The sequence below is a fragment of the Pseudomonas sp. CFBP2511 genome, from assembly GCF_030209255.1.
Lineage (GTDB): Bacteria > Pseudomonadota > Gammaproteobacteria > Pseudomonadales > Pseudomonadaceae > Aquipseudomonas > Aquipseudomonas avellanae.
Genome location: NZ_JARVSI010000024.1, coordinates 359,542 through 374,589, shown reverse-complemented (window position 1 = coordinate 374,589; position 15,048 = coordinate 359,542). Strand labels below are relative to the sequence as shown.

The 15,048-nt window shown below is 59.1% G+C and carries 18 protein-coding genes and 1 pseudogene; 7 read left to right on the top strand and 12 right to left on the bottom strand.

The window, feature by feature from the left end:
- Positions 1-15 precede the first annotated feature (15 nt).
- Entirely contained in the window at positions 16-774 is a 759-nt protein-coding gene (locus tag QRN38_RS21440) for a Nif3-like dinuclear metal center hexameric protein (RefSeq protein WP_003377592.1), read from the bottom strand.
- A 111-nt stretch (positions 775-885) separates the two neighbouring features.
- Between QRN38_RS21440 and algW the strand changes: the two genes are divergently transcribed.
- The gene (gene algW, locus QRN38_RS21435; protein WP_057418801.1) at positions 886-2,046 is read left to right on the top strand and encodes a Do family serine endopeptidase AlgW; all 1,161 of its coding nucleotides are present in this window, start codon (positions 886-888) and stop codon (positions 2,044-2,046) included.
- Between the two features lie 24 nt (positions 2,047-2,070).
- On the opposite strand, the gene QRN38_RS21430 is transcribed toward algW, so the two are convergent.
- Entirely contained in the window at positions 2,071-2,523 is a 453-nt protein-coding gene (locus QRN38_RS21430) for a thiol-disulfide oxidoreductase DCC family protein (protein ID WP_005766533.1), read from the bottom strand.
- A gap of 490 nt (positions 2,524-3,013) precedes the next feature.
- On the opposite strand from QRN38_RS21430, the pseudogene QRN38_RS28395 reads away from it, so the two are divergent.
- A pseudogene (locus tag QRN38_RS28395) lies at positions 3,014-3,227 on the top strand (hypothetical protein).
- 47 nt (positions 3,228-3,274) lie between these two features.
- On the opposite strand, the gene hisC reads toward QRN38_RS28395, so the two are convergent.
- The 10 genes from hisC to QRN38_RS21380 all read right to left on the bottom strand — a co-directional run bounded on the left by hisC (position 3,275) and on the right by QRN38_RS21380 (position 11,285).
- Positions 3,275-4,327 (bottom strand): histidinol-phosphate transaminase, encoded by a 1,053-nt coding sequence (gene hisC, locus QRN38_RS21425; protein ID WP_007243686.1) that lies wholly within the window; start codon positions 4,325-4,327, stop codon positions 3,275-3,277.
- Positions 4,327-5,673, bottom strand: coding sequence for a histidinol dehydrogenase (gene hisD / locus QRN38_RS21420; RefSeq protein WP_007243687.1), 1,347 nt, complete (start codon positions 5,671-5,673; stop codon positions 4,327-4,329). Before hisD ends, hisC begins: the two co-directional genes overlap by 1 nt.
- Before the next feature lie 124 nt (positions 5,674-5,797).
- Positions 5,798-6,433, bottom strand: a complete 636-nt coding sequence (gene hisG / locus QRN38_RS21415) for an ATP phosphoribosyltransferase (protein WP_057418800.1) — start codon at positions 6,431-6,433, stop codon at positions 5,798-5,800.
- Between the two features lie 154 nt (positions 6,434-6,587).
- Positions 6,588-7,853, bottom strand: coding sequence for a UDP-N-acetylglucosamine 1-carboxyvinyltransferase (murA, locus tag QRN38_RS21410; RefSeq protein ID WP_005739059.1), 1,266 nt, complete (start codon positions 7,851-7,853; stop codon positions 6,588-6,590).
- A gap of 22 nt (positions 7,854-7,875) precedes the next feature.
- Entirely contained in the window at positions 7,876-8,115 is a 240-nt protein-coding gene (locus QRN38_RS21405) for a BolA family protein (protein ID WP_003377577.1), read from the bottom strand.
- A gap of 114 nt (positions 8,116-8,229) precedes the next feature.
- Positions 8,230-8,535, bottom strand: a complete 306-nt coding sequence (locus QRN38_RS21400) for an STAS domain-containing protein (protein ID WP_005766523.1) — start codon at positions 8,533-8,535, stop codon at positions 8,230-8,232.
- Entirely contained in the window at positions 8,532-9,182 is a 651-nt protein-coding gene (locus QRN38_RS21395; protein ID WP_005766521.1) for an MlaC/ttg2D family ABC transporter substrate-binding protein, read from the bottom strand. Before QRN38_RS21395 ends, QRN38_RS21400 begins: the two co-directional genes overlap by 4 nt.
- Before the next feature lie 29 nt (positions 9,183-9,211).
- Positions 9,212-9,679 carry an outer membrane lipid asymmetry maintenance protein MlaD gene (mlaD, locus tag QRN38_RS21390; RefSeq protein WP_003377572.1) on the bottom strand — a complete coding sequence of 156 codons (468 nt, stop codon included), beginning with the start codon at positions 9,677-9,679 and terminating at the stop codon, positions 9,212-9,214.
- The gene (gene mlaE / locus QRN38_RS21385; RefSeq protein ID WP_003377570.1) at positions 9,679-10,476 is read right to left on the bottom strand and encodes a lipid asymmetry maintenance ABC transporter permease subunit MlaE; all 798 of its coding nucleotides are present in this window, start codon (positions 10,474-10,476) and stop codon (positions 9,679-9,681) included. The genes mlaD and mlaE overlap by 1 nt, the downstream gene beginning before the upstream one ends.
- The gene (locus QRN38_RS21380) at positions 10,476-11,285 is read right to left on the bottom strand and encodes an ATP-binding cassette domain-containing protein (protein WP_005620333.1); all 810 of its coding nucleotides are present in this window, start codon (positions 11,283-11,285) and stop codon (positions 10,476-10,478) included. Before QRN38_RS21380 ends, mlaE begins: the two co-directional genes overlap by 1 nt.
- Positions 11,286-11,589: 304 nt before the next feature.
- Between QRN38_RS21380 and QRN38_RS21375 the strand changes: the two genes are divergently transcribed.
- Genes QRN38_RS21375 through lptB form a run of 5 tightly spaced genes read left to right on the top strand, consistent with a single transcriptional unit; the run spans position 11,590 to position 14,945 of the window.
- A complete protein-coding gene (locus QRN38_RS21375; protein ID WP_057418799.1) occupies positions 11,590-12,564 on the top strand; it encodes a KpsF/GutQ family sugar-phosphate isomerase in 975 nt (324 codons plus the stop codon).
- Positions 12,564-13,103 (top strand): KdsC family phosphatase, encoded by a 540-nt coding sequence (locus QRN38_RS21370; protein ID WP_005766514.1) that lies wholly within the window; start codon positions 12,564-12,566, stop codon positions 13,101-13,103. The genes QRN38_RS21375 and QRN38_RS21370 overlap by 1 nt, the downstream gene beginning before the upstream one ends.
- A gap of 8 nt (positions 13,104-13,111) precedes the next feature.
- On the top strand, positions 13,112-13,684 hold the full coding sequence (lptC, locus tag QRN38_RS21365; protein ID WP_005766512.1) for an LPS export ABC transporter periplasmic protein LptC: 573 nt from the start codon (positions 13,112-13,114) through the stop codon (positions 13,682-13,684).
- On the top strand, positions 13,671-14,219 hold the full coding sequence (gene lptA, locus QRN38_RS21360) for a lipopolysaccharide transport periplasmic protein LptA (protein WP_007243690.1): 549 nt from the start codon (positions 13,671-13,673) through the stop codon (positions 14,217-14,219). The genes lptC and lptA overlap by 14 nt, the downstream gene beginning before the upstream one ends.
- Positions 14,220-14,945, top strand: coding sequence for an LPS export ABC transporter ATP-binding protein (gene lptB, locus QRN38_RS21355; RefSeq protein WP_005620338.1), 726 nt, complete (start codon positions 14,220-14,222; stop codon positions 14,943-14,945).
- Positions 14,946-15,048 lie beyond the last annotated feature (103 nt).

Genomic DNA, 15,048 nt, shown 5'->3' with positions numbered 1-15,048 from the left:
TCACTGTTTGGTTATTCAGATCGGGTTGGGGCAATCGATGAAGATATGCTCCAGCGCGAAACGACGAGCCAGGTAATCGCCCAGCGCCTGAACGCCATACCTCTCGGTGGCGTGGTGACCGGCAGCGATGAAGCTGATGTCATTCTCGCGCGCGCTGTGAAAGGTCTGCTCCGACGCCTCGCCACTCAGAAACAGATCGACGCCTTCCAGCACCGCCTGATCGATGTAACCCTGGCCGCCACCGGTGCACCAGCCAACCCGGCGAATCATCTGGCTGCCTTCGATGAGCAAGGGCTCACGCCCCAGAGCGTCCTGCACGCGACGGGCGAAATCCCGCGCGGTCATGGGTTCGGACAACGAGCCGATCAAGCCGACCACACGCGCGTTTTCGGGGTCCAGCGGGCCTTCGACAGTGATGTCCAGTTGACGCGCCAGTTGCACGTTGTTACCCACTTCAGGGTGCACGTCCAGCGGCAGGTGATAGGCAAGCAGGCTGATGTCGTGTTTGAGCAGGGTTTTCAGGCGACGCTGCTTCATGCCGACGACACAGGGGTTTTCGCCCTTCCAGAAATAGCCGTGGTGCACCAGGATCAGATCAGCCTGAGCCTCCACGGCGGCGTCCAGCAATGCCTGGCTGGCGGTCACGCCGCTGACGATGCGCATCACCTGCGGCCGGCCTTCGACCTGCAGCCCGTTGGGGCAATAATCCTGAATACGGGCACTGTTCAGATAGCGGTCGGCTTCTTCGACGAGGGTGCTCAGAGCAACAGCCATAAAAGACTCCTAAATATGCAGTTCAGAGCTGCGTTGTACTCGTATAATGCCCGCCATTATGGCGCACCCGTGGCAAAACTTTCTGCGCCCGCAACCATCAGGACTTGTTAAATGTTCAAGGCACTGCGTTTTTTCGGCTGGCCATTGCTGGCTGGCGTGCTTATCGCCCTGCTGATCATCCAGCGTTATCCGCAGTGGGTCGGCCTGCCGAGCATGGATGTCAATCTGCAACAGGCGCCACAGACGACCAATGTCATGCAGGGCCCCTCTTCCTATGCCGATGCGGTCATTGCAGCAGCGCCAGCGGTGGTCAACCTCTATACCACCAAGATGGTGAACAAGGGCGCCAACCCGCTTTTTGAAGACCCGCAGTTCCGGCGCTTCTTTGGCGACAACACGCCTAAACAGAAGCGCATGGAGTCCAGCCTTGGCTCTGGCGTGATGATGAGCCCGGAAGGCTACATCCTGACCAATAACCACGTCACCACTGGCGCGGACCAGATCGTGGTGGCGCTCAAGGACGGCCGCGAAACCATCGCCAGAGTCATTGGCAACGACCCGGAAACCGACCTTGCGGTCTTGAAAATCGATCTGAAAAACCTGCCAGCCATTACCATCGCGCGCTCCGACGGCATTCGTATCGGCGACGTCGCACTGGCCATCGGCAACCCGTTCGGCGTCGGCCAGACCGTGACGATGGGCATCATCAGCGCCACCGGGCGTAACCAGTTGGGCCTGAACACGTATGAAGACTTCATTCAGACCGACGCAGCCATCAACCCCGGCAACTCGGGCGGTGCGCTGGTGGATGCCGCTGGCAATCTGATCGGCATCAATACCGCGATCTTTTCCAAGTCCGGCGGATCTCAAGGCATCGGCTTCGCTATCCCGACCAAGCTGGCGATGGATGTCATGAAGTCGATCATCGAACACGGTCAGGTCATTCGCGGCTGGCTGGGCATCGAGGTTCAACCGTTGACCCCGGAGCTGGCCGAGTCCTTCGGGCTCAAGGATCGTCCAGGCATCGTTGTCGCTGGTATTTTTCGCGATGGGCCCGCGCAGAAAGCCGGGCTGCGACTGGGTGACGTAATTCTTGCCATCAATGGAGAGCCAGCGGGTGACGGCCGTCGCTCGATGAACCAGGTGGCGCGCACCAAGCCCAAGGACAAGATTGCAATCGACGTGATGCGCAACGGCAAGGAAATGCGCCTCAGCGCAGAAGTAGGCCTGCGCCCACCGCCTGCACCGACACCTGCCGCAGCGCCCGAGTAATCAGGGCGAACGGCTAACGCTTGATCACGGGCTGGCTTTCAGAAAGCGCCGCTCGTGATCGGGGGTTGGCAGCAGGCAGGAATCATAACGACCAAATAGCCGGTATCGATTCAAGGCGATTCTGTCGTACAGCCAGTCGCGTATAAACGCCGGGAAGAAGCGCAACACCCTCAGCCAGCGCCAAGGCGCAGGAAAATCCGACAGGGCGACAAAGAAGGCCTCGGAGCGAACATAGAGCCGATCCCCAGTGACGGCCGCCATTGTGTCAAAACGATCCAGTGGAAGGCCCGCCCATTCCAGCAGCGCCTGGCCCTCCGGCGATTGCACAGTAGCCAGGCGTATCCGCTGCCTGCGGTCATGGCGAATAATGAATTTTGCCCAGCCGTTGCATAATTTGCAGACGCCATCGAACAGCACCACTGTTTCACCCGCTTTCAGGAAAGGCGCGGGGTTGGGCTGAGGGGTGTTAGATTGCATGGCTTCACTCCTTTTTTTGGCGGGCTTGGCCGGAGTGCCCGGGTCGCTGCAGGTTAGCATGTGACGCCGAGCGCCACAGGGATGCATCTGCGCACGGGAATGCAGTTCGCGACGCTCTGCGTCGCATAGCGGTTCGGCGTTGTCAGTGCCATCGTGATCGAAAAGCACATCTAAAGCACCGTGCCGCGAGCTACTGGTAAAACACTACGTCACGTCGCATGGAAGATTTGACTATCGTGCCGATGCTCCGCGTCGGCATGCCGTTCCGGACGCTCTGCGTCCTCTTTGTGTTTGCGGCGCTCCGCGTCGCAAAGCGGTTTTGCGATGTCAGTCGGATGCTCTAGGCTAAGGTCACCTTTTCGCCCCTCGGCGACTCACTTTGAGGGACCAAAGTGAGCAAAGTCCCAGCCCCGTTTCCGGCCCGACTTCGTCGGGTTCCTTCGCCCTGCCACTGATCCGGGGGCCGCCGCAACGGGCCATCCTTGGCCCGGTGCGGCTTGCTCGGCGTCCTGCCTCGCATCCCCCTGATCAGCGACAGAGCTCAGCCGTCACTTACGTCGCACTCTGCGTCGTCAGTGCCATTGCGGAAAAAAGCGCTTTCTTCTATATCCAGTGACTACGGGCAAGGCATTAAATGGTGCAGCAGCACCTACTTGACGCAAAGCGTCCAGAACGGCATGCCAATTGGCACGATAGTCAGTTAGCCGAGCGCGGAGCGTGGGACGGTAGATGATCCGCGCACCCGCTCCGCTCAGATATCGCTCAACCCTTCCAGCAACGCCTGATGCTGTTCCGGCGTACCGATGCTGATGCGCAGGAACTGGGCGATGCGTTGCTGCTTGAAGTGTCGGACGATGACGCCCTGTTCGCGCAGTTTCGCGGCCAGGGCGGCGGCGTCGTGTTGCGGGTGGCGGGCGAAGATGAAGTTGGCGGCCGAGGGCAGCACATCAAAGCCTTTGCCCCGCAGTTGCTCGACCAGCGCCTCGCGGCTTTCGATGACTTTGTTGCGCGTTGTCTCGAAGTGCTCGCGGTCTTCAAACGCTGCAGCACCGCCCACGTTGGCCATGCGGTCCAGCGGGTAGGAGTTGAAGCTGTTCTTGACCCGCTCCAGTGCCTCGATCAGGTCAGGGTGCCCGACCGCCAGACCGACGCGCAGGCCGGCCAGCGAGCGCGACTTGGACAAGGTCTGCGTGACCAGCAGGTTCGGGTAACGATCCACCAGGGTGATCGCGGTTTCGCCACCAAAGTCGATATACGCTTCATCGACCACCACCACCGAGTCCGGGCTGGCCTTGATGATCTGCTCGACCGCGTCCAGCCCCAGCAGGCAGCCAGTTGGCGCATTCGGGTTGGGGAAGATGATCCCGGCATTCGGCCTGGCGTAGTCTTCGGCGCGAATCTGGAACTGCTCGTCCAGCGCGACCGTTTCATAGTCGATGCCATACAGGCCGCAATAGACCGGATAGAAGCTGTAACTGATGTCCGGAAACAACAGTGGCGCGTCGTGCTGGAACAACGCGTGAAAGATGTGCGCCAGTACTTCATCGGAGCCGTTACCGAGAAACACCTGGTTGGGCTGCACGTTGTAATAACTGGCAACGGCGTGCTTGAGCAGGTCGCTATTTGGGTCGGGATACAGGCGCAAGTCGTCGGTCAGCGCCGCACGCATGGCCTCGACAGCCTTGGGCGACGGGCCGTAGGGGTTTTCATTGGTATTGAGCTTGACCAGTCTGGTCAGCTTCGGCTGCTCGCCCGGCACATAAGGCACCAGACCACTGACGAAAGGGCTCCAGAATTTGCTCATTATTTGCCTTCCTCAAGGTTGCCAGCTTTCCAGTCAAGATCAGTGATGCGGTATTCGGCGCTGCGGGCGTGGCCGCTCAAGGATTCGCCACGGGCCAGTACCGACGCGGTCTTGCCCAGTTCGGACGCGCCCTCTGGCGAGCAATAGATGATCGACGAACGCTTCTGGAAGTCGTAAACGCCCAATGGCGAGGAAAACCGCGCCGTACCGGAGGTCGGCAATACGTGGTTGGGACCGGCGCAGTAGTCGCCCAGCGCCTCGGAGGTGTGACGACCCATGAAGATCGCGCCGGCGTGACGAATGTGCGGCAGCCAGGCCTCAGGATCGGCGACGGACAACTCGAGGTGCTCGGGCGCAATGCGATTGGCCACTTCGATGGCTTGCGCCATGTCCGCCACCTTGATCAGCGCACCACGGCCATTGATCGATGTTTCGACAATGGCTGCTCGCGCCATGGTCGGCAGCAAACGCGTGATGCTCGCGGCAACCTTGTCGAGGAATTCGGCGTCCGGGCTGACCAGAATGGCTTGAGCATCTTCGTCGTGCTCGGCCTGGGAGAACAGGTCCATGGCGATCCAGTCAGGATCGGTCTGGCCGTCGCACACCACCAGAATCTCGGAAGGCCCGGCAATCATGTCGATGCCGACCTGCCCGAACACATGGCGCTTGGCCGTGGCGACATAGATATTGCCAGGGCCGACGACCTTATCGACCTTCGGTACGCTCTCAGTGCCGTAGGCCAGGGCCGCCACAGCCTGCGCGCCCCCAATGGTGAACACACGGTCAACGCCGGCGATACAGGCTGCCGCCAACACCAGCTCGTTGATTTCGCCACGCGGCGTCGGCACGACCATGACCACCTCGGTCACCCCCGCCACTTTCGCCGGAATGGCATTCATCAACACCGACGACGGGTAAGACGCCTTGCCGCCGGGCACGTACAAGCCGGCTCGATCCAGCGGCGTGACTTTCTGACCCAACACCGTGCCGTCGGCCTCGGTATAGCTCCAGGAGTCCTGCTTCTGCTTCTCGTGGTAGCTGCGCACACGCTCGGCGGCTTTTTCCAGTGCCTGGCGCTGAACCGGCGTAATGCGCGTCAACGCAAGCTCCAGACGTTCGCGGGGAAGGATCAGCTCAGCCATCGAAGCGACCTGCAGGCCGTCGAATTTCTGAGTGAATTCAACAAGCGCTGCGTCGCCACGCTCACGCACGGCCTTGATGATATCGAGCACGCGCTGGTTGACCGAGTCGTCAGACACACTTTCCCAGCTCAGCAGATGATCCAGATGGCGCGCGAAATCCGGGTCAGCAGCGTCGAGTCGGCGAATTGCAGTGGGCGTGGTCATAGCGGGGGCCTCAATAATTGGCGGATGCTCAGGAGCCTAAAGCTACCAAGCTATCCGCGCAGGCACCTGAGAAATTTGGCTATGACACGGATAGCTGGACGCAACTCATCGTTGCGTGGGGGGATCAGCTGCGGTGTCGCGACTCCACTGCCTTGCGCAGGGTGTCGATAAGGGCCTGGATGCGTGCGTGCTGCATCTTCATGGACGCCTTGTTAACCACCAGCCGTGAGCTGATGGTTGCAATCAGTTCCTGTGGCTCCAGACCGTTGGCGCGCAAGGTGTTGCCGGTATCGACCACGTCGATGATCTTGTCTGCCAGGCCAATCAACGGTGCCAGCTCCATGGAGCCGTACAGCTTGATGATATCGACCTGACGACCCTGCTCGGCGTAATAACGCTTGGCAACGTTGACGAACTTGGTGGCCACACGCAGACGGCCCTTGGGCTCGACAGCGCCGATAGCACCTGCGGTCATCAGCCGGCACTTGGCAATCTGCAGGTCGAGAGGCTCATACAGGCCCTGGCCGGTGTACTCCATCAACACATCCTTGCCCGCAACGCCGAGATCGGCTGCGCCATGCTCGACGTACGTCGGCACATCGGTGGCGCGCACGATCAGCAGGCGCACATCGGCCTGGGTCGTAGGAATGATGAGCTTGCGGCTCTTGTCCGGACTCTCGGTCGGCACGATGCCCGCTTCGGCGAGAAGCGGCAGGGTGTCATCAAGAATGCGGCCCTTGGACAGTGCGATGGTCAACATGGGAAACGTAAGTCCTTATCAGGAAACTTTTGTCACGACGCAAGCGGCGCGTGACAACCCTCAGGCCGATTCAGCCTGAAGTGAAACGAATCAGAAACCACACCCGCGACAGAACAGGCGGTCCTGATGCCAGCGGCACCAGGACCACTCGCTACTAGCCCGGAACGCGGCGGATCTTGGCGCCCAGCATTTGCAGCTTCTCTTCGATGCACTCGTAACCACGGTCGATGTGGTAGATGCGGTCGATCAGCGTATCGCCCTGAGCGACCAGCGCCGAAATCACCAGACTGGCCGATGCACGCAGGTCGGTGGCCATGACTGGCGCGCCCTTGAGCACCTCGGTGCCCGTGACGATCGCAGTGTTGCCTTCGACCTGGATCTGAGCGCCCATGCGGTGCATTTCATACACGTGCATGAAGCGGTTTTCGAAGATGGTCTCGATGACCGCGCCCGTGCCTTCGGCAATCGCGTTGAGCGAGATGAACTGCGCCTGCATGTCGGTCGGAAACGCAGGATACGGCGCAGTACGCACATTGACGGCCTTGGGACGCTTGCCGTGCATGTTCAGCTCGATCCAGTCTTCACCGGTGGTGACTTCGGCACCGGCTTCCTGAAGCTTGAGCAACACCGCCTCAAGGATGGTCGGATCGGTGTCCTTGACCTTTACACGGCCACCGGTAACGGCGGCAGCAACCAGATAGGTGCCGGTCTCGATGCGGTCAGGCATGACCTTGTAGGTGGCCGACCCCAGACGCTTGACGCCATCAATGGTGATGGTGTCGGTGCCTGCACCGTGGATTTTTGCACCCATGGCGATCAGGAAATTGGCCAGGTCGACAACCTCAGGCTCGCGAGCGGCGTTCTCCAGCACGCTGCGACCGTTTGCCAGGCTGGCGGCCATCATGATGTTTTCAGTACCGGTCACGCTCACGGTATCGAAGAAAAAGTGCGCACCACGCAAGCCGCCTTCAGGCGCCTTGGCTTTGATGTAGCCGCCTTCGACATCGATGATCGCGCCCATAGCTTCAAGGCCACGGATGTGCAGGTCAACCGGACGCGAACCGATGGCACAGCCACCCGGCAGCGCCACTTCGGCCTCGCCGAAACGAGCGACCATCGGGCCCAGTACCAGAATCGACGCACGCATGGTTTTCACCAGTTCGTACGGAGCGATCAGGGTCTTGATGGTGCGCGGGTCGATCTCGACGCTGAGCTTTTCATCGATCACAGGCTCGATGCCCATACGACCGAACAGCTCGATCATGGTGGTGATGTCGTGCAGGTGTGGCAGGTTCTGAACGGTGACGGGCCCATCGGCCAGCAACGTGGCGGCAAGGATCGGCAGGGCAGAGTTCTTTGCCCCGGAAATGCGAATTTCGCCATCAAGACGAACGCCGCCGGTAATAATCAATTTATCCATTAGAGTCTCGACACCAATTGGCTCAGGTACGCTCGGCCCAGGCAGCGCGGCTGAAAAATTTCATGGTCACCGCGTGGATGCTGCCATCGGCGATCCAGGGGTTCAGATGGGTATAAATCTGCTGCTGACGCTTGACCGGGCTCAGGCCCGCCAACTCGTCGCTGATAATGTTCAGTTGGAAGTTGCAGCCTTCGCCTTCAACTTCCACCTTGATTTGCGGCAGCTTTCCTTCAAGGAAGCTCTTAACTTCTACAGCCTGCATGCTTAACCTCGATCGGCGCTGAACGCGCGCGGGTCGGCCATCATACAAAAAAGCCCATGTTATGCGAAGCCCGACGAGCGGGTCCCGGATAAAGGGCTTTCTCGGTGATGCCTTTTAATGAATGCCCAGCAGCTCGGTCACACCTGAAACACGGGCTATCTGGCGCATGTCTTCGGGCAATGACTGCACGGTGATCGACTTTCCTGCATCGCGAGCATCACGCATGAACGCCAGCAGCAGTGCCAGGCCCACGCTGCTGGACTTCTCGACACCGGAACAATCAAGCGTCAGCTCGGACAGATCGCCGGATTTGATCAGTGCCGCCCCCTGCTTGCGCAGGTGCGGCCCGGTGCGGTAATCCAGCACGCCAGTCAGCTTGAGCTCACCTGGCCCGACAAGACGGACGGCAGACTCACTCATTGCGCAGGCTTCTGCGCAGCTTCGACGGTGGACTTGGTCTTGGCGACCTCGCCAGCCCAGTTGTTGATCGTGGTGTCGAGGTTGTTGCCGTTACGCTGCATTGCATCGGCGAACTGGTCTCGGAACAGTTTGCCGATGTTGATGCCATTGATGACAACGTTACGCACTTTCCACTCGTCGTTCAGCTTGACCAGCGTGTAGGAGACCGGATACACCGCGCCGTTACTGCCCTTGACCTGCATGTCAACGCTGGTCCGGTCATCGCCTTCGTCCTTGGCAGGCGCTACGGTGATGCCCTGGTTGTTGAACTCGAGCAACGCGTTGCCGTAGAACTGCATCAGGCTGCGTTTGAAGTTTTCTTCAAAACGCTTCACCTGCTCAGGCGTTGCCTTGCGGGAGTACTTGACGGTCATGATGCTTTTGGAAATGCCGTCCGCATCCACGACAGGGCCGACAATGCGATTCAGCGCATCGTAGAACGCGCTTGGATTGGACTTGTATTGCTCACGGTTGGTCGCCAGATCGCTCAGCAATTCCTTGGTGGTGCGTTCCACCAGGTCATGAGCCGAAGGGGTCGCCGCCGCGTTGGCCAGCATCGGCAGGGTGGCTAGCAGTATCAGCAGACCACGACGCAGGATAGAGATCATTTAAAGCTCCTTACTAGGCTTGACTTGGCTTACTTGGCGTCTTTGCTGACGGTATTGAGCAGGAATTTCCCGATCAGGTCTTCCAGCACCAGCGACGACTGCGTGTCATGAATGGTCCCGCCATCCTTGAGCAGCTTGTCATCGCCACCGACGCTCAGACCGATGTATTTTTCGCCCAGCAGGCCAGCGGTCAGAATCGACGCGGTGGAGTCGGAAGGCAGGTTGTCGACCTTCTTCTGGATTTCCAGGGTGACACGGCCGGTGAAGGTGTCGCGGTCCAGATCGATCGCAGTCACCTTGCCGACGGTGACACCCGCCATGCTGACCTTGGCTCTGACAGTCAAACCCGCAATATTGTCGAAGTAGGCATAAAGTTTATAGGTGTCGGTGCTCGCGCTTGTGCTCAGACCACTGACTCGCAGGGCCAGCAGGAGCAGAGCCAGTATCCCGGCAAGCAGGAAAAGGCCGACTCCGGTTTCGATGGCACGGTTTTGCATCAGAAATCTCCAAACATCAAGGCGGTCAAAATAAAGTCCAGTCCCAGCACGGCCAACGAGGCGTAGACGACGGTTTTGGTCGTCGCGCGACTGATCCCCTCGGAAGTAGGATCGCAATCGTAACCCTGAAAAACGGCAATCCATGTCACCACGAAGGCAAATACGACGCTTTTGATCACCCCATTGAGCACATCGTTCGTGAAAGAAACGCTGTTTTGCATGTTCGACCAAAAAGAACCGTCATAGACGCCCAGCCAATCGATTGCTACCCAGGACGCGCCCCAGATACCCACCACGCTGAAAATCATCGCCAGAATCGGCAGCGAGATAAAACCTGCCCACAGGCGCGGCGCAACGATGTACTTGAGTGGATCGACACCGATCATCTCAAGGCTCGACAACTGCTCGGTGGACTTCATGTTGCCGATCTCGGCGGTCAGCGCAGAACCTGCGCGGCCGGCGAACAGCAGGGCGGTGACCACCGGCCCCAGTTCACGCAGCAGGGTCAGGGCGACCATCTGGCCAACCGCCTGCTCGGAGCCGTATTTGGCCAGAATGCTGAAGCCTTGCAGCGCCAGCACCATGCCGATGAACATGCCGGACACCACAATGATGACCAGCGACATCACACCGACTGAATAAAGCTGCTTGACCAGCAACTGAAAGCTGCTGCCCGCACCGCCGCGCCCCAGCAGGGCGTGCACCAGAAACAGGCCGGAGCGGCCCAGTACAGCGACGATATCAATGGCCGAACGCCCCAGCAGGCGAACCCGGTCCATCAGTGACTTGTTGCGCATCAGCGCTTCCCCAAAAGATCTTCGCGAAAATCCGGCGCCGGATAATGGAACGGCACAGGGCCATCAGGTTCGCCGGTCATGAATTGACGAATACGTGGGTTGTCCGAGGACATCAGTTCCTCAGGCGTGCCCTGCCCCAGCACCTGCCCGTCGCCCACGACATAGAGATAGTCGGCAATGCTCGCTGTCTCGCTGAGATCATGGGACACGACGATACTGGTGATACCCAGCGCATCGTTGAGCAGGCGGATCAGGCGCACCAGCACGCCCATGGCGATCGGGTCCTGCCCCACAAAGGGCTCGTCATACATGAGGATCTGTGGGTCGAGAGCAATTGCACGGGCCAGTGCGACGCGGCGCTTCATGCCACCCGACAGTTCGTCCGGCATCAGCTCGACCGCACCGCGCAGGCCTACCGCCTGAAGCTTGAGCAGCACGATGTCACGGATCATTTCTTCCGGCAGCTCGGTGTGCACGCGCAACGGAAAGGCGACGTTTTCGAAAACGTCCAGATCGGTGAACAGCGCCCCGCTCTGGAACAACACGCCCATCTGCTTGCGCGCGTCGAACAGATCACTGCGCGACAGCTCCGGCAGATTCTGGCCGTTGACCAGCACCTGCCCTTCGCTCGGGCGCAACTGAGCGCCCATCAGGCGCAGCAAGGTAGTCTTGCCACAGCCCGACGGCCCCATGATCCCGGTGACCTTGCCCCGCGGAATACGAATATCGACGTTATTAAAAATGCTGCGCGTACCGCGTTTGAAAGACACACCTTTCAACTCGACCGCATAGGCGTCATCAGGACTCATCTAAACTCCTTGCGATACAGCCTCCGCCCTTGGCCGCCGGTTGGTGGCGGCAGACTGGCTGTCCAGGCGGACCGAACAGGCCGCGAACTATATCACCGCAACCCCCCGTCCCCAAGAAGAGAACCGAGCGGTTCAGGTATTCGCTGAATTATTCTGTACCACAATGTTATGGCCACAGGCTTCGATACAGACTCGCAAGAACGTAGGAAATTCGTTTAAAAACCACACAATGACGATCAGACGTGAGGGAATCGTTCATTACCGCTATAATCGCCGCCTTTCAGCAGGCTGACCCTTTCCAGACATGAACCAATCCAGTGACCTGATCCAATCGGCGCAACGCACCATTCGTCTCGAGATCGAAGCCATACAAGGCTTGCTCGAACGTCTTGACGGGGATTTCGTGCGCGCGTGCGAAATGATCCTCGCCAGCAAAGGTCGGGTTGTGGTGGTCGGCATGGGCAAGTCCGGGCACGTGGGCAAAAAGATCGCCGCAACACTGGCGAGCACCGGCACCACGTCTTTTTTTGTCCACCCGGCCGAAGCCAGCCACGGTGACATGGGCATGATTACCCGTGACGACATCATCCTGGCCCTGTCCAACTCCGGCAGCACCCACGAAATTGTCACGCTGCTGCCGCTGATCAAGCGTCTGGGCATCAAGATGATCAGCCTGACCGGCGACCCCGAGTCAATTTTGGCCAGGGCCGCGGACATCAACCTCAATGCCCATGTCGTGCACGAAGCCTGCCCGCTCAATCTGGCACCGACGTCGTCAACCACCGCTGCATTGGTCATGGGCGATGCCCTGGCCGTGGCGCTGCTCGATGCACGGGGCTTCACTGCCGAAGATTTTGCATTTTCCCACCCGGGCGGTGCGCTAGGCCGGCGCCTGCTGCTCAAGGTCGAGAACGTCATGCACTCCGGTGACGCCCTGCCCAGCGTTCAGCGCGGCACCCTGCTACGGGACGCGCTGCTGGAAATGACCCGTAAGGGCCTGGGCATGACTGCAATTCTTGAAGCCGACGGCACGCTCGCCGGCATATTCACCGACGGCGACTTGCGCAGAACACTGGATCGCCCGGTCGATATCCGCCAGACCACCATTGATGAAGTCATGACCCTCCACGGCAAGACGGCGCACGCAGACATGCTTGCCGCCCAGGCGCTGAAAATCATGGAGGACAACAAGATCAGCGCTCTGGTCGTCGTGGACCTGAACGACAAGCCGGTGGGCGCATTCAACCTGCAAGACCTTTTGCGCGCAGGTGTCATGTGATGGAAACCGAAACAATGACTCAGGACCTCATGCAGCGCGGCAAAGCTATCAAGCTGGCCGTTTTCGACGTCGACGGCGTACTGACTGACGGCCGTCTTTATTTCATGGAAGATGGCAGCGAGATCAAGACATTCAATACGCTCGACGGCCAAGGCATAAAAATGCTGATAGCCTCGGGCGTGACTACTGCCATTATCAGTGGCCGCAAGACGTCAATCGTCGAGCGCCGGGCAAAGAGCCTGGGCATCGCGCACCTGTTTCAGGGTCGCGAAGATAAACTGGTCGTACTGGATCAATTGCTGGCAGAGTTGAAACTCGATTACGAACAAGTCGCCTATCTGGGCGACGATCTGCCAGACTTGCCCGTCATTCGGCGTGTCGGCCTGGGCATGGCGGTTGCCAATGCAGCAAGCTTTGTACGCGAGCATGCACACGGAATAACCAGAGCGCGAGGCGGCGAAGGCGCTGCACGCGAGTTCTGCGAACTGATTCTGAGTGCGCAAGGCAACCTTGAAGCGGCTCACTCCGCCTATTTATAGAAGCCATTATGTTCACTAAAAAAATTCGGAAGTTCCTGCTTTTCGGGGTACTGGCGGTGCTGCTGGCGGCCGTCGGCTATTGGAACATCAGCCCGGAAAGTTTTATGGATAGACCCATTTCATCCGTTGACGACACGGTCATCGACTACTATGCGATCAACACGCGCAGCGTGCAGTATCTGCCGGACGGCACACTTCAGTACGACATGACTGCCGATAAGGTAGAGCATGTGATGGCCACAGACGTGAGCCTGCTGACCACACCCAACCTGCACATGTACCGTGGCGGCGAGTTCCCCTGGCACGTGACAAGCAAAAGAGGCGAAGTTTCGTCTGCGGGTGACCAGGTTGAGCTGATCGACGATGTTCGCGTCGAACGCACCGATGAGAAACAACGCACAACTATCATTACCAGTAGCCGCATGACTGTATTCCCGCAGAAGGAATATGCGCAGACCGACCAAGACGTTAGAATCGACGGCGCGGGCGGTGTCACTACGGCCAAGGGAATGAAAGCGTATTTGAAAGACAGCAGGATGGACCTGCTGTCCAACGTAAGAGGACAGTATGAGGCTCGTTAAAACTCTTCCTTTATTGCTCGGCCTGAGCGCGGCACTGGGAAGCGCGAGCGCCTGGTCCCTGCCAAATGACCGTGATCAGCCGATCCACATCCAGTCTGACGATGCTCAGCTCGATGACAAGAAAGGCGTGGCGACCTACAAAGGTAACGTCATCATCACCCAGGGCTCGATGAAAATCACCGGCAACACCGTGACGATCACTCGTAATGCCCAGGGCGAAGTCGATGTGTTCACCTCGGTCGGCAACCTGGCCTACTACGAGCAGAAACCTGCCGTGGATAAACCGATCGTGCAGGCATATGCCATCACCATCCAGTATTACGCCGGGCAGGACCGTATTGTCCTGATCGACAAGGCCAAGGTCGTCAATGACGGCAACACGTCAGAAGGCGAGAAAATCGTCTATGACACCGTCAGGCAGGTCGTCAGCGCCGGCCGGGCCAATGGCGGCGCCAAGGTGACCACACCACGTCCGCGTATCGACATGGTCATCCAGCCGAAAAAGAAAACCGATCAACCGCAGAAGGCCCCGTAAATGGCAACGCTCAAAGCCCAGCATCTGGCTAAAAGCTACAAGAGCCGACAGGTCGTACGCGATGTGAGTATCTCCATCGACAGCGGCCAGATCGTCGGCTTGCTGGGCCCCAACGGCGCCGGCAAGACCACGTGCTTCTACATGATCGTGGGTCTGGTCCAGGCTGATCAGGGTCGTGTGCTGATTGACGATCTGGACATCAGCCACCAGCCCATGCACGGCCGCGCACGCGCCGGTATTGGCTATCTGCCGCAGGAAGCCTCGATCTTCCGCAAGCTGTCGGTGTCCGACAACATCATGGCGATTCTCGAAACCCGCAAGGAACTCGACGCCGGGGCTCGCCGCAAGGAGCTGGAAAGTCTCCTGCAGGAGTTTCACATCACCCACATTCGCGACAACCTGGGCATGAGCCTGTCGGGTGGTGAGCGTCGCCGTGTGGAGATTGCCCGTGCGCTGGCCACGTCGCCCAAGTTCATCCTGCTGGACGAACCGTTCGCAGGCGTCGACCCGATTTCGGTGGGTGATATCAAGCAGATCATTCACCATCTCAAGGCCAAGGGTATCGGCGTACTGATCACAGACCACAACGTCCGTGAAACGCTGGACATCTGCGAAACCGCCTACATCGTCAACGATGGGCAACTGATCGCAGAAGGCGACTCCGAGACTATTCTGGCGAATCAACTGGTGAAAGAGGTCTACCTCGGTCACGAATTCCGCCTTTAATCGGCTGCCCTTTGCGCTTCGCGGCCGATTGATGCCCATGCAGTGTGTTGACAATATTTTATTTGTCATACCACTCTAGGCAAAGGCACAGGTTTCAGGCATA